General features: G+C 71.2%; 20 protein-coding genes. 11 read left to right on the top strand and 9 right to left on the bottom strand.

What is annotated here, in order from left to right:
- Positions 1–85: 85 nt before the first annotated feature.
- The 5 genes from AB0N81_RS32040 to AB0N81_RS32020 form a co-directional block, all read right to left on the bottom strand.
- Entirely contained in the window at positions 86–1,129 is a 1,044-nt protein-coding gene (locus AB0N81_RS32040; RefSeq protein WP_365364502.1) for an ABC transporter substrate-binding protein, read from the bottom strand.
- 132 nt (positions 1,130–1,261) lie between these two features.
- Entirely contained in the window at positions 1,262–2,416 is a 1,155-nt protein-coding gene (locus AB0N81_RS32035) for an acyl-CoA dehydrogenase family protein (protein WP_365364500.1), read from the bottom strand.
- Positions 2,417–2,422: 6 nt separating this feature from the next.
- Complete coding sequence (locus AB0N81_RS32030; protein ID WP_365364586.1) at positions 2,423–3,376, bottom strand: hydroxymethylglutaryl-CoA lyase; 954 nt, start codon at positions 3,374–3,376, stop codon at positions 2,423–2,425.
- Between the two features lie 77 nt (positions 3,377–3,453).
- Entirely contained in the window at positions 3,454–5,391 is a 1,938-nt protein-coding gene (locus AB0N81_RS32025; RefSeq protein ID WP_365364584.1) for an acetyl/propionyl/methylcrotonyl-CoA carboxylase subunit alpha, read from the bottom strand.
- 13 nt (positions 5,392–5,404) lie between these two features.
- Positions 5,405–7,036 (bottom strand): carboxyl transferase domain-containing protein, encoded by a 1,632-nt coding sequence (locus AB0N81_RS32020; RefSeq protein ID WP_365364498.1) that lies wholly within the window; start codon positions 7,034–7,036, stop codon positions 5,405–5,407.
- Positions 7,037–7,156: 120 nt separating this feature from the next.
- Between AB0N81_RS32020 and AB0N81_RS32015 the strand changes: the two genes are divergently transcribed.
- From AB0N81_RS32015 to AB0N81_RS32000, 4 genes are all read left to right on the top strand, one after another.
- Entirely contained in the window at positions 7,157–7,747 is a 591-nt protein-coding gene (locus AB0N81_RS32015) for a TetR/AcrR family transcriptional regulator (protein WP_365364496.1), read from the top strand.
- A 94-nt stretch (positions 7,748–7,841) separates the two neighbouring features.
- A complete protein-coding gene (locus AB0N81_RS32010; RefSeq protein ID WP_365364494.1) occupies positions 7,842–8,999 on the top strand; it encodes an acyl-CoA dehydrogenase family protein in 1,158 nt (385 codons plus the stop codon).
- 21 nt (positions 9,000–9,020) lie between these two features.
- The gene (locus AB0N81_RS32005; RefSeq protein WP_365364492.1) at positions 9,021–9,920 is read left to right on the top strand and encodes an acyl-CoA thioesterase II; all 900 of its coding nucleotides are present in this window, start codon (positions 9,021–9,023) and stop codon (positions 9,918–9,920) included.
- A gap of 20 nt (positions 9,921–9,940) precedes the next feature.
- The gene (locus tag AB0N81_RS32000) at positions 9,941–10,915 is read left to right on the top strand and encodes a cation diffusion facilitator family transporter (protein WP_365364490.1); all 975 of its coding nucleotides are present in this window, start codon (positions 9,941–9,943) and stop codon (positions 10,913–10,915) included.
- On the opposite strand, the gene AB0N81_RS31995 is transcribed toward AB0N81_RS32000, so the two are convergent.
- Both AB0N81_RS31995 and AB0N81_RS31990 read right to left on the bottom strand, forming a co-directional pair.
- The gene (locus tag AB0N81_RS31995) at positions 10,876–11,664 is read right to left on the bottom strand and encodes a phosphatase (protein ID WP_365364488.1); all 789 of its coding nucleotides are present in this window, start codon (positions 11,662–11,664) and stop codon (positions 10,876–10,878) included. The two genes, AB0N81_RS32000 and AB0N81_RS31995, sit on opposite strands and share 40 nt — an antisense overlap.
- A 79-nt stretch (positions 11,665–11,743) precedes the next feature.
- A complete protein-coding gene (locus tag AB0N81_RS31990) occupies positions 11,744–13,201 on the bottom strand; it encodes a PucR family transcriptional regulator (protein ID WP_365364486.1) in 1,458 nt (485 codons plus the stop codon).
- Between the two features lie 177 nt (positions 13,202–13,378).
- Between AB0N81_RS31990 and AB0N81_RS31985 the strand changes: the two genes are divergently transcribed.
- The 3 genes from AB0N81_RS31985 to AB0N81_RS31975 are packed head-to-tail and all read left to right on the top strand — an operon-like array spanning position 13,379 to position 17,588.
- Complete coding sequence (locus AB0N81_RS31985; RefSeq protein WP_365364484.1) at positions 13,379–14,848, top strand: sodium:solute symporter; 1,470 nt, start codon at positions 13,379–13,381, stop codon at positions 14,846–14,848.
- A 56-nt stretch (positions 14,849–14,904) separates the two neighbouring features.
- Positions 14,905–15,897: an agmatinase gene (gene speB, locus AB0N81_RS31980; protein ID WP_365364482.1), complete on the top strand. Its 993-nt coding sequence runs from the start codon at positions 14,905–14,907 to the stop codon at positions 15,895–15,897.
- Positions 15,894–17,588, top strand: coding sequence for a thiamine pyrophosphate-binding protein (locus tag AB0N81_RS31975; RefSeq protein WP_365364480.1), 1,695 nt, complete (start codon positions 15,894–15,896; stop codon positions 17,586–17,588). The genes speB and AB0N81_RS31975 overlap by 4 nt, the downstream gene beginning before the upstream one ends.
- Before the next feature lie 7 nt (positions 17,589–17,595).
- On the opposite strand, the gene AB0N81_RS31970 is transcribed toward AB0N81_RS31975, so the two are convergent.
- On the bottom strand, positions 17,596–17,817 hold the full coding sequence (locus AB0N81_RS31970) for a DUF397 domain-containing protein (RefSeq protein ID WP_365364478.1): 222 nt from the start codon (positions 17,815–17,817) through the stop codon (positions 17,596–17,598).
- A complete protein-coding gene (locus tag AB0N81_RS31965; protein WP_365364476.1) occupies positions 17,810–18,604 on the bottom strand; it encodes a helix-turn-helix transcriptional regulator in 795 nt (264 codons plus the stop codon). The genes AB0N81_RS31970 and AB0N81_RS31965 overlap by 8 nt, the downstream gene beginning before the upstream one ends.
- A gap of 125 nt (positions 18,605–18,729) precedes the next feature.
- Here AB0N81_RS31965 and AB0N81_RS31960 point away from each other — a divergent pair, with 125 nt between their 5' ends.
- The 4 genes from AB0N81_RS31960 to AB0N81_RS31945 all read left to right on the top strand — a co-directional run bounded on the left by AB0N81_RS31960 (position 18,730) and on the right by AB0N81_RS31945 (position 24,207).
- Positions 18,730–18,942 (top strand): hypothetical protein, encoded by a 213-nt coding sequence (locus tag AB0N81_RS31960; RefSeq protein WP_365364474.1) that lies wholly within the window; start codon positions 18,730–18,732, stop codon positions 18,940–18,942.
- Entirely contained in the window at positions 18,942–19,292 is a 351-nt protein-coding gene (locus tag AB0N81_RS31955; protein ID WP_365364582.1) for a hypothetical protein, read from the top strand. Before AB0N81_RS31960 ends, AB0N81_RS31955 begins: the two co-directional genes overlap by 1 nt.
- A 123-nt stretch (positions 19,293–19,415) precedes the next feature.
- Complete coding sequence (locus tag AB0N81_RS31950) at positions 19,416–20,354, top strand: serine hydrolase (protein ID WP_365364472.1); 939 nt, start codon at positions 19,416–19,418, stop codon at positions 20,352–20,354.
- Between the two features lie 88 nt (positions 20,355–20,442).
- Positions 20,443–24,207: an ABC transporter ATP-binding protein gene (locus tag AB0N81_RS31945; RefSeq protein WP_365364470.1), complete on the top strand. Its 3,765-nt coding sequence runs from the start codon at positions 20,443–20,445 to the stop codon at positions 24,205–24,207.
- Positions 24,208–24,283: the final 76 nt, after the last annotated feature.

Raw genomic sequence — 24,283 nt, 5'->3', positions numbered from 1 at the left:
AACCTAACTTCAACGCTCCTGGGAGTCCGGACCCGGAAAACGAAACCGCCCCCTCCGCGAGCGAAGGGGGCGGCGACGGCGGTGGCTACTTCAGCTTCTTCGCCTTCTCGATCGCGTCGGCGAGGTCCTCGAGGATCGGCGCGCACTTGTCGTACGAGAAGATGGGCTCCGCGATGCGCGGGATGACCTGTCCGGCCTTGACCGCGGGCAGCTTCTTCCAGGTCGGCTTGGAGATGTCGGCCGGCTGGATCGCCGAGGTGCGGTTGTCCATCATGATGACGTCCGCGTCGTACTTGTCGACGTTCTCCCAGCTGAGGTTCTCGAACCAGCCGCCGGACTCCTTCTTGGCCTTCTCCGGCGGCTCGACGAAGTTCACGCCGAGCGCCTTGAAGTACTCGAGGTCGACCGAGAGGTTCGTGCCGGAGACGTAGAACAGCTCCTGGCTCGCGGAGCCGACGAGGACCTTGATGTCCTTGTTCGCCCTGGCGACCTTGCGCAGCCGCTCCGACGCCTCCTCGAAGCGCTTCTTCGCCTTGACGACCTTGTCGGACCTCACGTCCGCGCCCAGCGACTCGGCGAGCGCCTGGATGCGCTGCAGCGGCTGGGTGAGCTGCCGGTCGTAGACGCTGATGCCGACGCTCGGGGCGAGGCCGAGGATCTTGTCCTTGCTCTCCTCGGGGACGTACCAGAGGGTGCCCTGGTCGTCGAACATCGTGGAGATCAGCACGTCGGGGGCGAGACCCGCGTACTTCTCGATGTTGAACTGACCCCATTCGTTGCCGATGATCGTCAGCTTGCTGATGTCCATGTCGCCGGCCTGGACGTCGGGCTTGCCGTCACCGGTCTTCGTCGGGCCGAAGACGCCCTTGACCTCGATGCCGTAGTCGAACAGGGCCGCGGCGACGCCCGTGAACGCCACGATGTTCTTCGGCGTGGCGTCCTTCTTCGCGGTCTTGCCGCGGTCGTCCTTGAAGCTCCACGGGCCGGACTTGCCCGCGCCGCCCTCGGTCTTGCCGGACCCGTCCTTCTTCTCGCTGCCGCAGGCAGCCAGGACGGCGGTGAGGCCGAGGGCGCCGCCGGCGGCGAGGATGCCGCGGCGGGACGGCTTGGGCAGGCGGGCCTGGGACATGTGGGTCTCTGCTTTCGTGACGTACGGCGATGGGGTCGCTGGCCGGAATTAGAGCTTAGGTTAACCTAAGCTAACTCGCGGGTGCGGCGGCCCCTCACGTCACGGCCGCGTCAGCTCGCGAAGCCCGCCGCGTCAGCTCGCGAAGCCCAGTTCCCTGGCGATCAGCATGCGCTGCACCTCGCTCGTGCCCTCGCCGATCTCCAGGATCTTCGAGTCCCGCCACATCCGGGCGACCGGATACTCGTTCATGAAGCCGTACCCGCCGTGGATCTGCGTGGCCTCGCGGGCGTTGTCCACCGCGACCGTCGACGAGTAGAGCTTCGCGATGGCCGCCTCCTTCTTGAAGGGCTCGCCCGCGACCAGGCGCGACGCAGCGTCGTACCAGCCGACGCGGGCCATGTGGGCCCGCGTCTCCATGTCGGCGATCTTGAACTGGATGGCCTGGTTCGCGCCGATCGGCTTCCCGAACGCGTGCCGCTCCTTGGCGTACTTCACGGACTCGTCCACACAGCCCTGCGCGAGCCCGGTGGCGAGCGCGGAGATCGCGACGCGGCCCTCGTCGAGGATGCGCAGGAACTGCGCGTACCCCCGGCCCTCCTCGCCCAGGAGGTTCGCGGCGGGGACGCGGACGTCGGAGAAGGACAGCTCCCGGGTGTCCGAGGCGTTCCACCCCACCTTCGAGTAGGGCGCGGCGACCGTGAAGCCGGGCGTCCCGGACGGCACGATGATCGAGGAGATCAGCGGGCGCCCGTCCTCCTTGCGGCCGGTGACGGCGGTGACCGTGACCAGGCCCGTGATGTCCGTCCCGGAGTTGGTGATGAAGCACTTGGAGCCGTTGATCACCCAGTCGTCACCGTCGCGCACCGCCGTCGTGCGCGCGGCGCCCGCGTCCGAACCGCCGTCCGGCTCGGTCAGGCCGAACGCGCCGAGGATCTCGCCCGCGCACAGCCGCGGCAGCCACTCCCGCTTCTGCTCCTCGGTGCCGAACAGGTGCAGCGGCATCGCGCCGAGGGAGACGCCCGCCTCCAGGGTGATGGCCACGGACGAGTCGACGCGGGCGAGCTCTTCGAGGGCGATGCCGAGCGCGAAGTAGTCGCCGCCCATGCCGCCGTACTCCTCGGGGAAGGGCAGGCCGAACAGGCCCATGCGGCCCATCTCGCGGACGATCTCGTAGGGGAACTCGTGGCGCTCGTAGAAGTCGCCGATCTTGGGGGCGACGACGTCGTGCGCGAACGCCTCTACCGTGCGGCGCAGTTCCTCGTGTTCGGGGCTCAGGCGGTGGTCCATCGTTCTTCACTGCTCCTGGGGGGAGGCGGTCGGCTCTTCGTGGGAGCGGGCCGTGAGGGCACGGACGGTGCGGGACGGGCTGGGTCGGCCCAACTGGTCGGCCATCCAGGCGCTTGTGGCGCTGAGACGGACGAGGTCGACCCCGGTGTCGATGCCGAGGCCGTGCAGCATCCACACGAGGTCTTCTGTCGCGAGGTTCCCGGTGGCGCTCTTCGCGTACGGGCAGCCGCCGAGGCCGCCCGCGGAGGCGTCCACCGTCGTCACGCCGTGCTGGAGGGCGGCGAGGGTGTTGGTGAGCGCCTGGCCGTACGTGTCGTGGAAGTGGACGCCGATGCGCTCGGTCGGCACCTGCACCGCGTTGAGCGCGGCGAGCATCGCCGAGACGTGGCCCGGCGTGGCCACGCCGATCGTGTCGCCGAGGCTCAGCTCGTCGCAGCCCATGTCGATCAGGGCGCGGGCGACGCGGACGACCTTGGAGATCGGCACGGCGCCCTCCCAGGGGTCGCCGAAGCACATCGACAGATAGCCGCGGACGTGCACGCCCTGCTCGCGCGCGCGGGCCACCACCGGGGCGAACATCGCGAGGGCCTCGTCCACCGTGCGGTTGAGGTTGGCCCGGGAGAACGACTCGGTGGCGCTGGCGAAGACGCCGACGCGGTGCGCGCCGAGCGTGAGGGCGCGGTCCAGGCCCCGCTCGTTCGGCACCAGGACCGGCAGGTGGACGCCCTGGAGGTCGCCGAGGAGCGGGAACAGCTGCTCGGCGTCGGCCAGTTGGGGCACCCACTTGGGGTGCACGAAACTGGTCGCCTCGACGGTGGTGAGGCCGGCGTCGGCGAGGCGGTGGATGAACTCCGCCTTGATCTCCGTGGGTAGAGCCGTCTTCTCGTTCTGCAGGCCGTCGCGGGCGCCCACTTCGTGGATGCGGACGTGGGACGGCAGGCCCCGGGTCGGCACGACCATGGGGAGCGGTGCGGACCCCAGTTCGAGCGGTTCGCCCCCGGCCCCCGGGCCGCACTCCGCGGGCGTCGGATCGGTGGTCATTCCTGCTCCTCCTCGGGGGCGACGACGGCGAGGACCTGGTCCATGGCGACGGTCGTGCCCGGGGTGACGTCGAGCTCGGTGACGGTGCCGGCGTGCGGGGCGGAGATGACGTGCTCCATTTTCATCGCCTCGACCACCAGCAGGCTCTGGCCCGCGCTCACCACGTCGCCGGGGGAGACCTTCACGACGGTGACCGTGCCGGGCATGGGGGCGGTGAGCGCGTCCGCCCCGGCGTGCGCGGCGCCGGTGAGGGAGGCGGCCACGGGGTCGTGGTCCTGGACGTGCCAGGCGTCGCCGTCCCGGCCGAGCCAGTCGCCGGCGCGGCGGAAGGTGTGCCGGACGCCGTCGAGCGTGACGTGCACGCGGTCCGGGGTGACCGTGCGGTCGGTGCCCCGCAGGCGGTGGGTGACGGGTTCAAGTCCCGCTGCCTTGAGCCAGTGTGTGACGGGCTTCGGGGTGCTCCCGAGCCGCCAGCCGCTCGGCACGGAGAACGGGTCGGTCCAGCCGCCGCCCACCGGCTCGAGGGCGGCCTCGCGCACCGCTGCCGCCGCCTCGTACACCTCGTCGGGCACGCCGTCAGGGACGAGTCCTTCCGCCTCGCGCTCCACGAGGCCGGTGTCCAGCTCGCCCGCGACCACGGAGGGGTGGGCGAGGAGCCTGCGCAGGAAGCCCGCGTTCGTCGGCACGCCGAGGGTGACCGTGTCCGCGAGGGCGGCGCGCAGCTTGCGCAGCGCCGTCGCGCGGTCGGGGCCGAACGCGATGACCTTCGACAGCATCGGGTCGTAGAGGCTGCCGACCTCCGTGCCCTCGCTCAGGCCGGAGTCGGTGCGCACGCCGTCGCCCCGCGGCTCGTGCAGGGCCAGGACCGTGCCGCCGGAGGGCAGGAAGCCGCGCGAAGGGTCTTCCGCGCAGACGCGGGCCTCCACCGCGTGCCCGGTGAGGCTGACGTCGTCCTGGGTGAAGGGCAGCCGCTCGCCCGCCGCGACCCGCAGCTGCCACTCGACCAGGTCGAGGCCGGTGACCAGCTCCGTGACGGGGTGCTCCACCTGGAGGCGGGTGTTCATCTCCATGAAGTAGTACGACGAGGGGTCGCCGCCCGGCACGATGAACTCGACGGTGCCCGCGCCCGCGTACCCGCAGGAGCGGGCGGCCTGGACCGCGGCCTCGCCCATCGCCGCGCGCGTGGCCTCGTCCAGGAGGACGCTCGGCGCCTCCTCGATGATCTTCTGGTGGCGGCGTTGGAGGGAGCACTCGCGCTCGCCGAGGTGCACCACGTTCCCGTGGCCGTCCGCGAGGACCTGGATCTCGATGTGCCGGGGCCGGTCGACCCAGCGCTCCACGAGCAGGGTGTCGTCGCCGAAGGAGGCGCGGGCCTCGCGGCGGGCCGCCGCGATCTCGTCGGCGAGGAGCGTCTCGTCCCGCACCAGGCGCATGCCCTTGCCGCCGCCGCCCGCGCTCGGCTTGAGCAGCACCGGGGTGCCGATCTCGTGTGCCGCGTCGGCCAGTTGGGCGTCGGTCAGGCCGCTGCCCGAGGAGCCGGGGACGACCGGCACGCCGGCCGCCCGGACGGTCGCCTTGGCGCGGATCTTGTCGCCCATGAGGGAGATGGCAGAGGCGGGCGGGCCGATGAAGGTCAGTCCGGCGGCGGCGCAGGACTGCGCGAACTCCGCGTTCTCCGCGAGGAAGCCGTACCCCGGGTGGACCGCCTGGGCGCCGGACTTCGCCGCCGCCTCCAGGATGCGGTCCACGCGCAGATAGCTCTCGGTGGCGGGTGCCGGGCCGATCCGCACCGCCGTGTCGGCCTCGCGCACGTGCCGGGCGTCGGCGTCCGCGTCGCTGAAGACGGCGACCGAGCGGACGCCGAGGGTCCGCAGCGTACGGATGACGCGGACCGCGATCTCGCCGCGGTTGGCCACCAGGACCGTGTCGAACATCGTCATTCGTTCCTCACATCCGGAAGACGCCGAAGCCGGGCGCCGAGGGGTCCCTCTGGGGGAGGGGGGCGCCCGCGCACGCGGTCAGGGCCAGACCCAGCACCTGCCGGGTGTCGAGGGGGTCGATCACGCCGTCGTCCCAGAGGCGGGCCGTGGCGTAGTAGGCGTTGCCCTGTTCCTCGTACTGCGCGCGGATCGGGTCCTTGAAGGTCTCCTCGTCCTCGGCGCTCCACTGCTCGCCGCGGGCCTCCAGCTGGTCGCGCTTGACCGTGGCGAGGACGGAGGCGGCCTGCTCGCCGCCCATCACGGAGATCTTGGCGTTCGGCCACATCCACAGGAAGCGGGGGCTGTAGGCCCGGCCGCACATCGAGTAGTTGCCCGCGCCGTACGAACCGCCGACGACGACCGTCAGCTTCGGGACGCGGGTGCAGGCCACGGCCGTCACCATCTTCGCGCCGTGCTTGGCGATGCCGCCCGCCTCATAGTCCCGCCCGACCATGAAGCCGGAGATGTTCTGCAGGAAGACCAGGGGGATGCCGCGCTGGTCACAGAGCTCGATGAAGTGGGCGCCCTTCTGGGCGGACTCGGAGAACAGGATGCCGTTGTTCGCGACGATCCCGACCGGGTGGCCGTGGATGTGGGCGAAGCCGGTCACCAGCGTCGTGCCGAACTCCGCCTTGAACTCGGCGAAGCGGGAGCCGTCGACCACGCGCGCGATGACCTCCCGCACGTCGTAGGGCGTGCGGGAGTCCGTGGGCACCGCCCCGTACAACCCCAGGGGGTCGGTCTTCGGCTCCTCGACGGGCTGCACGGACCACGGCAGCGGGGCGCGGTCGGGGAGCGTCGAGACGATCGTGCGCACGATGCGCAGGGCGTGGGCGTCGTCCTCGGCGAGGTGGTCGGTGACTCCGGAGGTGCGGGAGTGGACCTCGCCGCCGCCGAGCTCCTCGGCCGTGACGACCTCGCCGGTCGCGGCCTTCACCAGCGGCGGGCCGCCGAGGAAGATCGTGCCCTGGTCGCGCACGATCACCGCCTCGTCGCTCATCGCGGGCACGTACGCCCCGCCGGCCGTGCAGGAGCCGAGGACGGCGGCGATCTGCGGGATGCCGGCCCCCGACATCCGCGCCTGGTTGTAGAAGATCCGCCCGAAGTGCTCCCGGTCGGGGAAGACGTCGTCCTGCATGGGCAGGAAGGCGCCGCCCGAGTCGACCAGGTAGAGGCACGGGAGGTGGTTCTCCAGGGCCACCTCCTGGGCGCGCAGGTGCTTCTTCACCGTCATGGGGTAGTACGTGCCGCCCTTGACCGTGGCGTCATTGGCGACGATCACGCACTCGCGGCCCGAGACACGGCCGATCCCGGCGATGACGCCGGCCGCCGGGGCACCTCCCCCGTACAACCCGTCGGCCGCGAGGGGGGCCAGTTCCAGGAAGGGGGAGCCGGGGTCGAGGAGCGTGTCCACCCGGTCGCGGGGCAGCAGCTTGCCGCGCGCCACATGGCGGGCCCGCGCCCGCTCGCCGCCGCCGAGCGCGGCCGCCGCGAGCTTGGCCCGCAGCTCGTCGACGAGGGCGGTGTGCGCCGCCTCGTTCGCCCGCCATGCCTCGGACGCGGGGTCAGCCGCGCTCGTCAGCACTGGTGCCTGCCGCATCAGTCGAGCCCCCTTGCTCGGTCCATCCGGTTCACCCGGTCGACCTCTGATCGGTTAATGAGCGTTAACGCGTTTCCTTCAGGTTAACGAGCGCTAACCGGCCTGTCTAGAATCAATTCCATGGCCACCAGAACCGACGCCCCCACCCGTCGCGAGCAGATCCTCAAGGAAGCCGCCCGGCTCTTCGCCGAGCGCGGCTTCCACGGGGTCGGTGTGGATGAGATAGGAGCCGCCGTCGGCATCAGCGGGCCGGGCCTCTACCGGCACTTCGCGGGCAAGGACGCGATGCTCGCCGAGCTGCTCGTCGGCATCAGCGGGCAGCTCCTCACGGGCGGCAAGCACTGCGTGGCCGACGTGGGCGGATCACCCGAACGGGTTCTCGACGCGCTCATCCAGGGGCACATCGACTTCGCGCTCGACGACCGCTCCCTGATCACCCTGCACGACCGCGAGCTGGACCGCCTGCGGGACAGCGACCGCAAGCTGGTCCGCCAGCTCCAGCGGCAGTACGTGGAGATCTGGGTCGACGTCGTCCGCAAGGTCTACCCGGACCTCGCGGAGAACGCGGCTCGCGTGGCCGTCCACGCGGTCTTCGGGCTGCTGAACTCCACCCCGCACCTGAGCCGCCGCGACGCGCTGCCCAGCCGGACGGCCATGGCGGAACTCCTGCACCGCCTGGCCCGGGGGGCGTTCGCAGCCGCCGCGGAGTGACACGCGTCTCTGGACGCTCTGGTGACCGCCGGGTAACCTGCCTCTGAGCAAGCGCTTAGTCGCCGTAGGCAGATGTTGGCAGAGGGAGTTCTCCGTGCGCCGTACCGTTTTCAATGAGGACCACGAGGCGTTCCGGGAGACCCTCCGCGCCTTCATCGAGGCCGAGGTCGTCCCGGTCCACGACGAGTGGTTCGCGGCCGGTCAGGTGCCGCGCGAGTTCTACTACAAGCTCGCCGATCTTGGCCTCTTCGGGATCAACGTCCCCGAGGAGTTCGGCGGCGCCGGCCTGGACACCCACAAGTTCGAGGCCATCCAGTACGAGGAGACCGCCCGCGCGGGCGTCTCCTTCGGCGGCTCCGGCGTCCACGTGCTGCTCGCCCTGCCGTACATCAAGATGCTCGCCACCGACGAGCAGAAGAAGCGCTACCTGGAGAAGTTCGTCTCCGCCGAGGAGATGTGGGCCCTCGCGATGACCGAGCCGGGCACCGGCTCCGACCTCGCGGGCATGAAGACCACCGCCAAGCTCTCCGAGGACGGGTCCCACTACGTCCTCAACGGCTCCAAGACCTTCATCACCGGCGGCGTCCACGCCGACCGCGTGATCGTCTGCGCCCGCACCGCCGCGCCGACCGCCGACGACCGCCGCTTCGGCATCTCCCTCTTCGCCGTCGACACCAAGTCCGAGGGCTACTCCATCGGCCGCAAGCTCGACAAGCTGGGCCTGAAGACCTCCGACACCGCCGAGCTGGCGTTCGTCGACGTCAAGGTCCCCGTCGAGGACCTCCTCGGCGAGGAGAACAAGGGCTTCTACTACCTCGGCAGCAACCTCCCCTCCGAGCGCTGGGGCATCGCCTTCGGGGCGTACGCACAGGCCAAGGCCGCCGTCCGGTTCGCCAAGGAGTACGTCCAGGACCGCACGGTCTTCGGCAAGACGGTCGCCTCCTTCCAGAACACCAAGTTCGAACTGGCCGCCTGCCAGGCCGAGGTGGACGCCGCCGAGGCCGTCGCCGACCGCGCCCTGGAGGCCCTGGACGCGGGCGAGCTGACCGCCGCCGAGGCCGCCTCCGCGAAGCTCTTCACCACCGAGGTCGCGCACCGCGTCATCGACAAGTGCCTCCAGCTGCACGGTGGCTACGGCTTCATGAACGAGTACCCCATCGCCCGCCTGTACGCGGACAACCGCGTCAACCGCATCTACGGCGGCACCAGCGAGGTCATGAAGATGATCATCGCGAAGAACATGGGCCTGTAGAACGCCTGTAGAACCACCTCCATGAACCAGGCACTCGAAGCCCTCCTCGATCTGCTCGACCTGGAGCAGATCGAGGAGGACATCTTCAGGGGCGTGAGCCGCTCGGCGCTCGTGCCCCGCGTCTTCGGCGGCCAGGTCGCCGCACAGGCCCTCGTCGCCGCCGGCCGCACCGTCCCCGACGACAGTTCCCCGAGCTCTCGGCTTCGCTCGAACAGGGAAGGCCCCGACGCCCACTCCCTGCACGCGTACTTCCTGCGCCCCGGGGACCCCGGCGCCCCCATCGTGTACACGGTCGACCGGATTCGCGACGGCCGCTCCTTCACCACGCGCCGCGTCGTCGCCGTCCAGCACGGGCAGCCGATCTTCCACCTCTCCGCGTCCTTCCAGACGTACGAGGACGGCCTGGAGCACCAGGCGCAGATGCCGCCCGCGGCCGACCCGGAGACGCTGCCCACCGCCGCCGAGACGCTCCCGCGCCACCTGCCGCGGGAGGTCGCCGACCGGCTTCTGGAGACCCGCGCCGCCGTCGACCTGCGGTACGTCGACGAGCCGCCCTGGGCCACCGTCGGACAGCCGCGCGAACCGCGCTCCCAGGTGTGGTTCCGCGCCAACGGCAAGCTGGCCGACGACTCCTTGCTGCACGTCTGCCTCGCCACGTACGTCTCCGACATGACCCTGCTCGACTCCGTGCTGCTCGCGCACGGCCGCGGCGGCTGGGCCGTCGGCGACGTCGTCGGCGCCTCGCTCGACCACGCCATGTGGTTCCACCGGCCCTTCCGCGCGGACGAATGGCTGCTCTACGACCAGGAGTCGCCCTCGTCCTCCGGAGGGCGGGGCCTGGGCCAGGCGCGGATCTGGACGCAGGACGGACGGCTCGCGGTCACGGTCATCCAGGAGGGTGTCATTCGCGTTCCCCGCTGATCGGACATACCGTCCGATACATGTCGGAGCAAGTGGAACAGAAGGACAACGGCGAGAGCACCTTCACCGTCATCGTCGCGGCCGTCGCCAACCTCGGGATCGCGGTGGCGAAGGCCGTCGCGGGTGTCATCAGCGGCTCCAGCGCCATGCTCTCCGAAGCGGCGCACTCCGTGGCCGACACCGTCACCGAGCTGATGCTCCTCGTCTCCCTGAAGGCCAGTGACAGACCCGCCGACGAGGAGCACCCGCTCGGCTACGGAGGGGCCCGCTACATCTGGGCGCTGCTCGCCTCCGTGGCCACCTTCGTCGGCGGCGGCGTCTTCGCCGTCTACGACGGCATCCACACGCTCACCCACGGGGAGGACCCCGGCGACCCGCTCATCTCGTACATCGTGCTCGGCATCGCCTTCCTCCTGGAGGGCTACTCGCTGCGCACCGGCCTCAAGCAGGCGCGCGGCGAGGCCGACCGCTTCGGAGTGCACCTCAAGCGCTATCTGCGCCACACCCCCGACACCGCGGTCAAGGCCGTCGTGATGGAGGACTCGGCGGCGCTCGCGGGCCTCGTGCTCGCCGCGGCCGGACTGCTCGGCGGACAGCTCACCGGGTCCGGCGCGTGGGACGGCGTCGCCTCGCTCTGCATCGGCGTGCTCCTCGTGTACGTCGCCTGGGTCCTCGGGCACGCCAACTCCGAGCTGCTCATCGGGCGGCCGCTGCCGCCGGAGATGCGGGCCGCGGTCCGGGCCGAACTGCTCGCCGACCCGCACGTCGTGGACGTACTGGAACTGACCACGCTCCTCCAGGGGCCCAAGGAGGCCCTGGTCGCCGCGAAGGTCGACTTCCGGGACGTGTCGACCGCCGGGGACATCGAGCGCGCCTGCGACCGGATGGCGCAACGCATCCAGGAGCGCTTCCCCGCCGTCCGGCGGGTCTACCTGGACCCGACGCCGGGCCCGGCTCAGGACGCGGGCGTCAGCCCCGCCGCGGCCAGCAGATAGGCCGTCAGAGGGTCGTAGTGGCGCGGGCTCGTCACGTGGTCGTCGAGCGGCACGGTCACCTGCACGGTGCCCTCGGCCTCGCCGATGAACAGTGCCGGGTCGTTGCAGTCCGCGTACCCCACGGAGTCCAGGCCGCGCTGGCCCGCGCGCCCCGCCCAGCCGTGGTCGGCGACGACGAGGTCGGGCAGCGGGCGGCCCTCGCGCTCCAGACCGTCCAGGATCGCGTTCATCGGCTCGGGGGAGTGGGTGTGCCACAGCGTCGCGCCGCGCTCGAGCATCGCCACGTCCGCGAACTGGAAGACCATGCCCTCGTCGGCCATCAGGCCCTCCGGGATCACCACGATCTCGCAGCCCGCCGTGCGCAGGGCCGCGGCCGTCGCACGGTGCACGTCGAGCAGCCCTCCGGGGTGGCCGGTCGCGAAAAGCACCCTCTCCTTGCCGGCGGCCGCCTTGCGCAGCCGCGCCGCCATCCGCTCCAGGGCGTCGACCGTCAGCTCCGGGTCGATGGTGTCCTGGCCGTGCCGGTGCTGCGGGTCGTCGATGACGCCGCAGCGCTCCGCCATCACCGCGAGGACGTCCTGCTCGTCGGTCCACCGGTCGCCGAGCTCCAGACCGAGCCAGTAGTGGCGGTCGCCGTTCGCGAGCTTCCTGTAGTGGCTGAGGTTGTTGTCGCGGGGCGTGGCGACGTCACCCGCGATGCGGGTGCGGACTAGATGGTCGACGAGCGCGGCACGGCTGGGTATCGGCATGGCTCCCATTCTGCCGTCGGCGACGGCCCGGCGGTGGGCTGTCCCGAACCCCGGGCCTGTGACCTGTGCCCCTTCCGCCTCAGGACACGCGGCCGAGCGCGAACCACAGCTCCATGCGGACGTCCGGGTCGTTCAGATCCGTGCCCAGGAGCGACTCGCAGCGGGCGATGCGCTGGCGGACCGTGTTGCGGTGGACGGAGAGGGCGGTCGCCGTGCGGTCCCAACTGCCGTGCAGGGAGAGCCAGGTGCGCAGGGTGGCGGTCAGTGCCTCGTTTCCGGCCAGCGGCGCGAGCAGCACGCGCGCGTGGGCGTCGGCCTCCTCGGGGGCGATCAGGGCGCCGAGACCGCTCTCGTGGTGGCGTACGAGGGGCTGCCGGGTCGCCTCGGCGCGGCGCAGCGCACGGGCCGCCTGGACGTCGGCCGCGGGCAGGTCCTCGGGGGCCGCCGGGGCGGCGACGCCCAGCGTCCAGCCGTCCGTCGCGGTGACCTCGCGGTCGGCGGGGACGAGGAGGCGTACGACGTCCTCGCGCGGGTCGACCAGGCCGCTGCCCAGAGCCGCGGCGAGCGCGGACGCGGCCAGCGGGGTGTGCTCCCCGCGCGCGTGGACCACCCTCCACAGGCCGCTCCCCAGGAGAGGGCCGGTCTCCTCCGGGGACGCCCCGAGGAGGAGCCGCACCAGCGCCGCCGAGCGGGCCGCCTCGGTGGCGCCCTGGTGTTCGCCGGTGAGCAGCGAGAGCAGCACGACGGCCGCCCCGGCGATGGTGTGGTCGCCCGGCTCGCGGCGCTCCGTGGCGGTCCCGAGCGCGAAGCCGCGGCCGCCGCCGAGCGCGTAGGCGGCGAGGTGCGTGGACCCCGCCGTGTCGGCGGCGGACGCCGGGGCGGCGGGCGCGGGTCGGCGTACGACTTCGGTCAGCGCCCGCAACGCCTCGCGCGTGGCGTCCCGCGCCCGCCCGGCCGCCTGCAGCTCCGCCCCGTCCGGCCCGTACAGCACCGCCGCCCCGCCGAGCCTGGCCGCCAGCTGACGCAGCACGGCCGGCACCGGGTCCGGCCTGGCCGCCGCCGTGGCGAGGCCCTGCTGGGCCTCCGTCACCCGGCGCAGCTCCGCGTGCCTGGCTTCGGCCATGAGCCGCCACACGGCACGCGCGACCCCGCTGAAGGTGGTGCGCGGCGGCACCTCGACGAGCGGCAGCCCGTACCGGTCGCACGCCTCGGCCAGGGCGCGCGGGACCGTGTCGTGCACGGGCGCGACGCCGAAGCCGAGGGCCGCGCCGCCCGCCGCGAGGATGCGGGCCACGTAGTCGTCGAGGTAGGCGTCCGAGCCCGCCGGGTCCGTGATGTGCACGCCCGCCGTGAGGAGCAGTTCGCCGCCGAGCAGGTACGGGTACGGGTCGGCCATCTCCGAGGTGTGCACCCACTGCACGGCCGTGCCCGCGGCCTCCGCGCCCGGTCCCGCGATCTGTCGCAGGCCGAGGTCCTCGCGCGCGAGCAGCGCGGCGAGCGGGACGGGCGGGGTGGGGGGAGCCGTGGGATCGGCCATGTGGACGTTCCATCCCTCTGAGTCGCGGAGAGTGGAGGAAACGTACACTTCAGCGTTGCTTTCCGGCCACCTAAGGTCGTGCCGACCACAGGCCGCGGGTACGGGCGGATGTCCCCGCGGCCGGTCCTCACTCCCATCTGCACGACACGCCACCGAGGTGCGCGAAGGAGGCCCCCTATGGCCGTCGACTACACAGTGATCGTCGTCTATCTCGCCGGGATGCTGGCCATGGGCTGGTGGGGCATGCGCCGCGCCAAGTCCAAGAGCGAGTTCCTCGTCGCGGGGCGCCGCCTCGGACCCTGGATGTACTCCGGGACCATGGCCGCCATCGTGCTCGGCGGCGCCTCCACCATCGGCGGCGTCGGCCTCGGCTACCAGTACGGGCTGTCCGGCGCCTGGATGGTCTTCACCATCGGCCTCGGCCTGCTCGCGCTCAGCGTGTTCTTCTCGGCCCGCATCGCGCGCCTGAAGGTGTACACCGTCTCCGAGATGCTCGACCTGCGCTACGGAGGGCGCGCGGGCGTCATCTCCGGAGTGGTCATGTGGGCGTACACGCTGATGCTCGCGGTCACCTCGACCATCGCGTACGCCACGATCTTCGACGTCCTCTTCGACCTGAACCGCACCGTGGCGATCATCCTCGGCGGCTCGATCGTCGTCGCGTACTCCACGCTCGGCGGCATGTGGTCCATCACGCTCACCGACATGGTGCAGTTCGTGGTGAAGACGATCGGCGTGCTGCTCCTGCTCCTGCCCATCGCGGTCGTCAAGGCCGGCGGCTTCGGCGAGATGAGGGCGAAGCTGCCCACCGAGTACTTCGACCCGCTCGGCGTCGGCGGCGAGACGATCTTCACGTACGTGCTGATCTACACCTTCGGCATGCTCATCGGGCAGGACATCTGGCAGCGCGTCTTCACCGCCCGCAGCGACAAGGTCGCCCGCTACGGAGGGACCGTCGCCGGCACGTACTGCCTCGTCTACGCGATCGCGGGCGCCGTCATCGGCACCGCCGCCAAGGTCATGTACCCGAAGCTGCCGAGCGCCGACGCGGCCTTCGCGACCATCGTCAAGGACGAACTGCCCATGGGCGTACGCGGCCTGGTCCTCGCCGCGGCGCTCGCCGCCGTCATGTCGACGTCCTCCGGAGCGCTCATCGCCTGCGCGACCGTCGCCAACAACGACATCTGGTCGCGGCTGCGGGGCGCCGTCGGCAAGCGGAACGACGAGCCGCACGACGAGGTCAAGGGCAACCGCGTCTTCATCCTCGTCATGGGCGTCGGGGTGATCGTCATCGCCATCGCGCTCAACGACGTCGTCGAGGCCCTGACCGTCGCCTACAACCTGCTCGTCGGCGGTCTGCTCGTGCCGATCCTCGGCGGGCTGCTGTGGCGCCGAGGCACCGCGTCCGGCGCGCTCGCGGCCGTCGCCACGGGCGGCCTCTCGGTCATCGGGCTCATGTGGGGGTACGGAATCCTCGCCAACGAGCCCGTCTACTACGGCCTGCTGACCTCACTCGCCGTCTACGTAGTGGTCTCTTTCGCCACGAAGCCCACTGACGCCGCGGTCCTCGCCGCCTGGCGCGAACGCCTCGCCGGGCGCGGCGCCGAGCCCGGGCCCGCGGCCGAACCGACCCCCGTACCTCAGTAAAGTCAGAAAGCGCCCACAAAGCGCATCGAAGCGTAAAAAGGAAGGCACTCCCCACCATGAGCAGCAACGAGACGCCCCGCGGCCCCGTCGACTCCTCCCGCATCCCCCGGTACGCGGGCCCGGCGACGTACGCCCGGCTGCCCCGCCTCGACGAGGTCGGCGGCAAGGCGGACGTCGCGGTGGTCGGCGTGCCCTTCGACTCCGGCGTCTCGTACCGCCCCGGCGCCCGCTTCGGCGGCAACGCGATCCGCGAGGCCTCCCGCCTCCTGCGCCCCTACAACCCGGCGCAGGACGCCTCGCCCTTCGCGCTCGCGCAGGTCGCCGACGCGGGCGACATAGCGGCCAACCCGTTCAACATCAACGAGGCCGTCGAGACCATCGAGGCCGCCGCCGACGACCTCCTCGGCTCCGGCGCCCGCATGATGACCCTCGGCGGCGACCACACCATCGCGCTGCCGCTGCTGCGTTCCGTCGCCAAGAAGCACGGCCCGGTCGCCCTGCTCCACTTCGACGCCCACCTGGACACCTGGGACACCTACTTCGGCGCCGAGTACACGCACGGTACGCCGTTCCGCCGGGCCGTCGAGGAGGGCATCCTCGACACCGAGGCGCTCTCCCACGTCGGTACCCGCGGCCCGCTGTACGGCAAGAAGGACCTCACCGACGACGAGAAGATGGGCTTCGGCATCGTCACCTCGGCGGACATCTACCGCCGCGGCGCCGACGAGGTCGCCGACCAGCTCCGCCAGCGCATCGGCGACCGCCCCCTCTACATCTCCATCGACATCGACTGCCTCGACCCGGCCCACGCCCCCGGCACCGGCACCCCCGAGGCGGGCGGCATGACCTCCCGCGAGCTCCTGGAGATCCTGCGCGGCCTCGCCTCCTGCAACCTCGTCTCCGCCGACGTCGTCGAGGTCGCCCCGGCCTACGACCACGCGGAGATCACGGCGGTCGCGGCCTCCCACACCGCGTACGAACTGACCACGATCATGTCCCGCCAGATCGCCGAGGCGCGCCTGCCCCGCCAGGCGGTGAGCGAGCGGTGAGCCACGACCACGACGTAGTCCTGCGGCCCACCGCCGCCCAGACCGAGGCCGCCCTGAACCCGCCCCCCGGGCGCAACGGCGGCGACCTCGTCGTCGAGACCCTCGCCGGGCTCGGCGCGACCACCGTCTTCGGACTCCCGGGCCAGCACGCGCTCGGCATGTTCGACGCGCTGCGGCGCTCCTCGCTCTCGTACGTCGGGTTCCGCGTCGAGAACAACACGGGGTTCGCGGCGGACGCGTACGGCCGCATCACCGGCGAGGTCGCCCCGCTGCTGCTGTCCACCGGGCCCGGCGCGCTCACCTCGCTCGCCGCGCTCCAGGAGGCGGCGGCGGGCTCGTCGCCGGTCCTCGCGATCGGCAGCCAGGTCCCGGTGGCCGGGCTCGGCGGCGGCCGCCACGGCTATCTGCACGAACTCCGCGACCAGCAGGCCTCGTTCCGTGACGTGGTCAAGTCCGTGCACACGGTCCGCACGGCCTCGCAGATCCCCTCCGCCCTCGCCGCGGCCTGGGAGTCGGCGCTCACCGCACCGCACGGCCCTGTCTGGGTGGAGATCCCGCAGGACGTGCTCCTCGCCGAGACCACCCTGCCGGTCGTCACCGCGATGGACGCGACGCCCGAGGAGGTCGTGCCGCGCCCCGAGCTGACCGCCGTGGCCGCCGATCTGCTGTCGCGTGCCGAACGCCCGGCAATCATCGCGGGCGGCGGCGTCGTGCGCTCGGACGCGAGCGGCAAGCTGCTGGCACTCGCCGAGCTGATCAACGCCCCCGTCGTCACGACCTTCGGCGGTAAGGGCGCCTTCCCCTGGGAGCACCCGCTCTCGCTCCAGTCGTGGCTGGAGGACCGGCACACCACGGACTTCCTGGAGGACGCCGACGTCCTGCTGGTGGTCGGCTCCGGGCTCGGTGAGCTCTCCTCGAACTACCACACCTTCAAGCCGCGCGGCCGGGTGATCCAGATCGAGGCGGACGCCGGGAAGCTGGAGTCCAACCACCCCGGACTCGGCATCCACGCGGACGCGCGGATCGCCCTGTCCGCGCTCCTGGAGACGATCGATACGCCCAGGGAGGACGCCGAGGCTCCCCAAAGGGTGGCCGCTCTCCTCGGCAAGGTCCGCGAGCGGATCGACGCGCAGGACCTCACCCTGGAGCAGCAGATCCTCGCCTCCGTGCGCGAGGCCCTGCCGGACGCGTCCCCGTCCTTCTGGGACATGACGATCCTCGCGTACTGGGCGTGGTCGGCGTTCGACGCGCGGCGCCCGAACACCATGCACTCGGCGCAGGGCGCGGGCGGCCTCGGCTACGGCTTTCCGGCGGCGCTGGGCGCGGCCGTCGCGGACCCCTCCCACCCGGTCCTCGCCGTCTCCGGAGACGGCGGCGCGATGTACTCGATCGCGGAGCTGGCCACGGCGAAGCAGTACGACCTGCCGGTGACCTGGCTGATCGTCGACGACGGCGGCTACGGCATCCTGCGCGAGTACATGTCCGACGCCTTCGGCGAGGCGACCGGCACGGAGCTGGCGCGGCCCGACTTCGTGAAGCTCGCGGAGTCCTTCGGGGTGCCGGGCGTGCGGACGACTCCGGAGACGCTGTGTGACGACCTCGCGAAGGCGCTGGCCGAGCCCGGGCCCTCCGTAGTGGTGCTTCCGGCGGTCCTGCGGATGTTCGCTCCGACGCATCTCGCCGGGAACTGATCGGGCGTCAGTCGGCGAGGTGGCCGGACTTGACCGCCGTGATGAACGAGGACCAGCCCGTCGACGGGAAGACCAGCGCGGGGCCGTGCGGCGCCTTGGAGTCGCGGACTGGTATGCCGGTGGGGTGGTTGTCCAGAACCTCTACGCAGCTTCCACCTTCGCTGCCGCTGTAGGACGACTTCCGCCAGCCGTTCAGTGCGGCAGCGTTCGGGATGATGTGGCTAGTCACAGTTCTCATGGTCCTTCGCTGTTGCCCGCAACAGGGCGAGTGATTCCTTAAGCGGCAGTGCGTCGCTCAGTGCGTGATCGTAACGAGATTGCAGCTGGTGGACCATGGAGGGGGAGTCATGCACCTTGCCCATACCCACCCCTTCGCTGTACGCCACGGGTGGCTGGTCCTCGAACCACAGCAGTGTGAGCATGCTCTCCAGCAGTGGATGAAAGCCCAAGGCGAGCGGCAGCACGTGTACACGCACGCGCCCTGACTCCACCAATGCCACAACGTGCCGGAGTTGCTCCGCCATCACCTCGGGGCTGCCGATCACCCGGCGCAGCACCGCCTCATCAAGCAACGCCCACACTACGGGCCGCACCGGATGCTCCAGGATCTTCGCGCGGTCCAGGCGTGTGACAACGAGCCTGTCACATTCCTGTTCACTCACAGGAGGGAACGACGTCCCCAGAACCGCACGCGCGTACCTCTCCGTCTGGAGAATCCCGGGGATGAACGACAGGGCGAACTCCCGGATCATCGTCGCCTGTTGTTCGAGTTGCAGCGCCGTCTCGAAGTACTCGGCCACCGCCATGTCGTCGTCCGGCAGGAAGCTGCTCAGTACATTCCCCGTGCCCAGCGCCCTGTCGAGCCTCCGCGCGTCCTCCTTGGAAGGAATCCGGCGGCCCGCCTCGATGTGCGCGATGTGCGAACGCGTCATGAGTGCCATGTCGGCCAACTCCTGCTGTGTGAGCCCAGCCGCTTCCCGTTGGGCCCTCAGCCATTCCCCATAGATGTTACTCATCGTCAACTCCCGTGTGACAGGCGCTTTGTCACGCCCCTCCCCCTGGTGAGAGTAATCCGGACCGTCTCACTCTGTGAGTGGATCGCTACACAGCGATGCGTAGGCCCTCGCTAGGAGTTGAAGACGTGTTGCGCTGTATCACCCGCCTCGCGGAACCCCTGTTGCGGTTCCTGCTGCCCGCCTCCGGGCGCCACCGCCTCGTGGCGGTCGAGCCGGTCGGCATGCGGGATGAGGAAGCCAAGCGCCGGCGCGCCCGCCGCCGCGCCCTCTGGCTCGCCGTGCACGGTGTCGACGTAGGCCCCCGCCACATCCATGGCATCGAGGTGGCTGCCGCGTGATCGCACACGAACCTCCCGAGGCCCCTTCCACCGGCGTGCCGGCCCCTCGCCTCCTTCCCTGGTCCAACTCCGACGGCAACCCCTGCTACCTCATCGGCGACGGAACCGGCCCTGTCTCCCATATCGCCGACAACATCGAATCCATCCAGCTCGGCATGGCCGACGCGCTGCTCGGGCACGCGGCCGACTTGGCCGACGATCCGACGACCACCGCGCCTCAGCTCCGCTTCCTGGCCGACCGCATGGCCGAGTCCCTGCGGGACGTGACCCGGATCGCCCGCAGCCGGGGGGCCCGCCTTCCCGCACCCGCGTACGACGACGATCCCGAAGAGGAGGGAGTTCTTCGCTGATCAGCGCTGTTTTTCGTACAACCGTCCTCGGTACTGGTGAGTCATCTGGGTTAGGCGCGCAGGGGGCGCGCCTTGTACGGGCCCACGGGGGACCCCGTACGACCACCCGAGGGGAAACACTCCATGACTCACCCGGTATCCGGGATATCCCGGCGTGCCCGCATACTCTCGGCGGGTCTCGCCGCCGGAGTGCTCGTACCGCTCGGCACGGCCGCCACCGCCACGCCCGCCGCAGCGGCGGCGGCGCCGCAGGTCGCCTGCACCTCCGCGCAGGCCGGCCTCGCCGCCAAGCTCACCAAGGACATCACCGCCGCGCTGAAGAACCGCAAGGGCACCGTCGCGGTCGGCCTCCACGACCGCACCACCGACACCACCTGCACCCTGCGCGCGGGCACCTCCTTCGACTCGGCGAGCGTCGTCAAGGTGACCGTCCTCGCGGCGCTCCTGTGGGACGCGAAGAAGACCGAGCGGAAGCTGTCCGAGCGTGAGTCGGACCTCGCCTACGCCATGATCACCAAGTCGGACAACGCGGCGACCACCAAGCTCTGGCGTCAGCTCGGCACGGGCAAGATCAAGGCGTTCCTCGCGGCCGCGAAGATGACGAAGACCGTGCCCGGCTCCGGCGGCTACTGGGGGCTGACCCGGATCAACGCCACCGACGAGCAGAAGCTCCTCGCGCTGGTCACCGCCAAGAACTCCGTCCTGAGCGACAACGCCCGCGCCTACATCCTCAAGCTGATGGGCAAGGTCGTCTCCTCGCAGCGCTGGGGCACCCCGGCGGGCGCCCCGTCCACCGTCAAGATCCACGTCAAGAACGGCTGGCTGCAGCGGTCGACCCACGGCTGGCGGGTGCACAGCGTCGGCGCGTTCAAGGGCGGCGGCCACGACTACACGATCTCCGTGCTCTCGCACGGCAACAGCACGATGAACTACGGCGTCGCCACGATTCAGGGCGTGGCCAAGGCGATCCACAAGGACCTCACGCCCCGTGCGACGTCGGCGAGCAGGTACACGCCCACGGATCAGCCCCGTGAGGCCTTCGTCGCGGTGCCCGGCAGCTGAGTCTCCGCTGACATTTGTTGCGGCGGGATGAAAATCGCATCCCGCCGTGTTGGGCCTCTCGGCAGGTCAGGTCGACGGGAGGCAGCACGTGGCGGAGCAACGGGGTGGGGCCGAGCCGGAGAAATCCGGCTGGGCCAAGCGGCTCACCGGGTACGCGTGGCGGTATCCGAAGGACGTCGTGCTCGCGCTCGGGTCCTCGCTCGGCGGCATGGCCGTCATGGCCCTCGTGCCGCTGATCACCAAGGTGATCATCGATGACGTCATAGGGCAGGACGGACAGGGCGGCGGCCGGTCCATGGGGCCCTGGGCAGGCGCGCTCATCGGCGCCGCCGTCGTCGTCTACGTCCTCACCTACATCCGCCGCTACTACGGCGGCCGCCTCGCCCTCGACGTCCAGCACGACCTGCGGACCGAGATGTACGGGACGATCACGAAGCTCGACGGACGGCGCCAGGACGAACTGTCCACCGGGCAGGTCGTGGGGCGGGCGACGAGCGACCTCCAGCTCATCCAGGGGCTGCTCTTCATGCTGCCGATGACCATCGGCAACGTCCTGCTCTTCGTGATCTCCCTCGTGATCATGGCGTGGCTCTCGCTGCCGCTCACCCTCGTCGCACTCGCCGTCGCCCCCGCCCTCTGGTTCATCGCCCGCCGCTCCCGCTCCCGCCTGCACCCCGCCACCTGGTACGCGCAGGCCCAGGCCGCCGCCGTCGCCGGTGTGGTCGACGGCGCCGTCAGCGGCGTACGCGTGGTGAAGGGCTTCGGGCAGGAGGACCAGGAGACCGGCAAGCTCAGGGAGGTCGGGCGCAAGCTCTTCGCCGGACGGCTGCGGACCATCCGCCTCAACTCCCGCTACACCCCCGCCCTCCAGGCCGTCCCCATGCTCGGCCAGGTCGCCATGCTCGCCGTCGGCGGCTGGCTCGCGGTCAAGGGCGACATCACCCTCGGCACGTTCGTCGCCTTCTCCACCTACCTCGCGCAGCTCGTCGGACCCGTGCGCATGCTCGCCATGGTCCTGACCGTCGGCCAGCAGGCCCGCGCCGGCGTCGAGCGCGTCCTCGAACTCATCGACACCGAGCCGAGCATGAAGGACGGGGAGAAAGAGCTGCCCGCCGATGCTCCCGCCACCGTCGAGTTCGACGATGTCTCCTTCGCCTACGAAGACGACCGGCCCGTCCTCAGCGGTCTCTCCTTCGAGATCCGCCCCGGCGAGACCCTCGCCGTCGTCGGCTCGTCCGGCAGCGGCAAGTCGACCGTCTCGCTGCTCCTGCCCCGCTTCTACGACGTGTCGCACGGCGCCGTCCTCATCGGCGGCCACGACGTGCGCGAGCTGACCCTCGACTCCCTGCGGTCCGCCATCGGGCTCGTCCCCGAGGACTCCTTCCTCTTCTCCGACACCGTGGGCGCCAACATCGCCTACGGCCACCCGGAGGCGACCCGCAAGGAGATCGAGACCGCCGCCCGCGCCGCCCAGGCCCACGGCTTCATATCCGACCTGCCCGAGGGGTACGACACCAAGGTCGGCGAACAGGGCCTCACCCTCTCCGGCGGCCAGCGCCAGCGCATCGCGCTCGCCCGCGCCATCCTCACCGACCCCCGCCTCCTCGTCCTCGACGACGCCACATCGGCCGTCGACGCGCGCGTGGAGCACGAGATCCACGAGGCGCTGCGCGGCGTCATGGCGGGCCGCACCACCCTCCTCATCGCCCACCGCCGCTCCACCCTCGGCCTCGCCGACCGCATCGCCGTCCTCGACGACGGCCGGCTCGCCGACCTCGGCACGCACGAGGAGCTGGAGGAGCGCTCCGCCCTCTACCGGCGGCTGCTCACCGACCCCGACGAGCTGGGCGGCGTATCGCCGGGCCACGCCCTCCCCGCCGGGCTGCCCGAGGACACGTCCGTACGCGATTCCGTACGCGACGAGCTGGACGCCGAGTTCGACGCGGAGCGCGGCATCACGCCCGCGCTGTGGACCGGCGACCGGGAGCCGAAGGACACCACTCTCGCCGGAATGCCGTCCACCCCCGAGCTCCTCGCCCAGGTCGAGGCGCTGCCCCCGGCCACCGACACCCCCGGCATCGACGAGGCGCGCGCCGTCACGCCCGAGGAGTCGTACGGACTGCGCAGACTGCTCGCCGGATTCCGGGTGCCGCTGCTGTTCAGCCTGCTGCTCGTCGCCGTCGACGCGGGCATGGGACTGCTGCTGCCCATCCTGATCCGGCACGGCATCGACGAGGGCGTCAGCGACCTCGCGTACGGCGCCGTCTGGGCCGCGTCAGGGCTCGCGCTCGCCGCCGTCGCCGTGCAGTGGGCGGCGCAGACCGGCGAGATGCGGATGACGGGACGGACCGGCGAGCGGGTGCTCTACTCGCTCCGGCTGAAGATCTTCTCGCAGCTCCAGCGGCTCGGACTCGACTATTACGAACGGGAGCTGACCGGGCGCATCATGACCCGGATGACGACCGACGTGGACGCCCTGTCGACCTTCTTGCAGACCGGACTCGTCACCGCGTTCGTCTCCGTCGTCACCTTCTTCGGCATCATGGCAGCCCTCCTCGTCATCGACGTGGAGCTCGCCCTCGTCGTCTTCGCGACGCTGCCGCCGCTGATCATCGGCACGTACTTCTTCCGCAAGGCCAGCGTGAAGGCGTACGAACTGGCCCGTGAGCGCGTGTCCGTCGTCAACGGCGACCTCCAGGAGTCCGTCGCCGGGCTGCGCATCGTGCAGGCCTTCCGGCGCGAGCGCGCGGGCTCCGAGCGGTTCGCGGAGAACAGCGACAGCTACCGGCAGGCCCGCATCCGCGGCCAGTGGCTGATCTCCGTGTACTTCCCGTTCGTGCAGTTCCTGTCGTCCGTCGCCGTCGTCGCCGTACTGATCGTCGGCGCGGGCCGGGTCGAGGCGGGCACCCTGACGACCGGCGCGCTCGTCGCGTACCTCCTCTACATCGACCTGTTCTTCGCCCCCGTGCAGCAGCTGTCGCAGGTCTTCGACGGCTACCAGCAGGCGTCCGTCTCGCTGGGCCGCATCCAGGAACTCCTCCAGGAGCCGACGTCGACACAGGCCGCGAAGGAGCCGATGGAGGTGCTCTCGCTGCGCGGCGAGATCGCCTTTGAAGACGTCGACTTCGCGTACGCGGCGACCGGCGAGGGCGCCCCCGAGGAGGCGCTCAGCGGCGTACGCCTGCGGATACCCGCCGGACAGACCGTCGCCTTCGTCGGCGAGACCGGCGCGGGCAAGTCGACGCTCGTGAAGCTCGTCGCCCGCTTCTACGACCCCACGGGCGGCCGGGTGACGGTGGACGGCACGGACCTGCGCTCCCTCGATCTCACCTCGTACCGCCACCGCCTCGGTGTCGTGCCGCAGGAGGCGTACCTCTTCGCGGGCACGGTCCGCGACGCCATCGCCTACGGCCGCCCCGACGCCACCGACGCCCAGGTCGAGGCCGCCGCCCGCGCGGTCGGCGCGCACGAGATGATCGCCACCCTGGAGGGCGGCTACCTCCACGAGGTGAGCGAGCGCGGCCGCAACCTCTCCGCGGGGCAGCGCCAGCTGATCGCGCTGGCCCGCGCCGAACTGGTCGACCCCGACATCCTGCTCCTCGACGAGGCGACCGCCGCACTCGACCTCGCCACGGAAGCGCAGGTCAACCAGGCCACCGACCGCATCGCGGGCAAGCGCACGACGCTGGTCGTCGCCCACCGCCTCACCACGGCCGCCCGCGCCGACCGCGTCGTCGTGATGGACCACGGACGGGTCGCGGAGGACGGCACGCACGAGGAGCTCCTCGCGCTGGACGGGCGGTACGCGCGGCTGTGGCGGACGTTCGTGGGGGAGCCGGTCGAAGCGGTCTGAGACGGCCGGCGGGGAGCGCGGGGGAGCTCGGGGGAGCGCGGGAAAAGGCGGGCGGTCCCCGCAACCGTGGGGGGTG

The sequence above is a fragment of the Streptomyces sp. NPDC093510 genome, from assembly GCF_040683555.1.
In the GTDB taxonomy this organism is placed as follows: Bacteria; Actinomycetota; Actinomycetes; order Streptomycetales; family Streptomycetaceae; genus Streptomyces.
The sequence above is the reverse complement of the archived record's forward strand: the minus strand, read 5'-3'. Positions and strand labels throughout refer to the sequence as shown.

Bases quoted from the DNA above. Each gene is read 5' to 3' on its own strand.
- AB0N81_RS32040 (WP_365364502.1), bottom strand. From the start codon at position 1,129: ATGTCCCAGGCCCGCCTGCCCAAGCCGTCCCGCCGCGGCATCCTCGCC.
- AB0N81_RS32035 (WP_365364500.1), bottom strand. From the start codon at position 2,416: ATGGACCACCGCCTGAGCCCCGAACACGAGGAACTGCGCCGCACGGTA.
- AB0N81_RS32030 (WP_365364586.1), bottom strand. From the start codon at position 3,376: ATGGTCGTGCCGACCCGGGGCCTGCCGTCCCACGTCCGCATCCACGAA.
- AB0N81_RS32025 (WP_365364584.1), bottom strand. From the start codon at position 5,391: ATGTTCGACACGGTCCTGGTGGCCAACCGCGGCGAGATCGCGGTCCGC.
- AB0N81_RS32020 (WP_365364498.1), bottom strand. From the start codon at position 7,036: ATGCGGCAGGCACCAGTGCTGACGAGCGCGGCTGACCCCGCGTCCGAG.
- AB0N81_RS32015 (WP_365364496.1), top strand. From the start codon at position 7,157: ATGGCCACCAGAACCGACGCCCCCACCCGTCGCGAGCAGATCCTCAAG.
- AB0N81_RS32005 (WP_365364492.1), top strand. From the start codon at position 9,021: ATGAACCAGGCACTCGAAGCCCTCCTCGATCTGCTCGACCTGGAGCAG.
- AB0N81_RS32000 (WP_365364490.1), top strand. From the start codon at position 9,941: ATGTCGGAGCAAGTGGAACAGAAGGACAACGGCGAGAGCACCTTCACC.
- AB0N81_RS31995 (WP_365364488.1), bottom strand. From the start codon at position 11,664: ATGCCGATACCCAGCCGTGCCGCGCTCGTCGACCATCTAGTCCGCACC.
- AB0N81_RS31990 (WP_365364486.1), bottom strand. From the start codon at position 13,201: ATGGCCGATCCCACGGCTCCCCCCACCCCGCCCGTCCCGCTCGCCGCG.
- AB0N81_RS31985 (WP_365364484.1), top strand. From the start codon at position 13,379: ATGGCCGTCGACTACACAGTGATCGTCGTCTATCTCGCCGGGATGCTG.
- speB (WP_365364482.1), top strand. From the start codon at position 14,905: ATGAGCAGCAACGAGACGCCCCGCGGCCCCGTCGACTCCTCCCGCATC.
- AB0N81_RS31965 (WP_365364476.1), bottom strand. From the start codon at position 18,604: ATGAGTAACATCTATGGGGAATGGCTGAGGGCCCAACGGGAAGCGGCT.
- AB0N81_RS31950 (WP_365364472.1), top strand. From the start codon at position 19,416: ATGACTCACCCGGTATCCGGGATATCCCGGCGTGCCCGCATACTCTCG.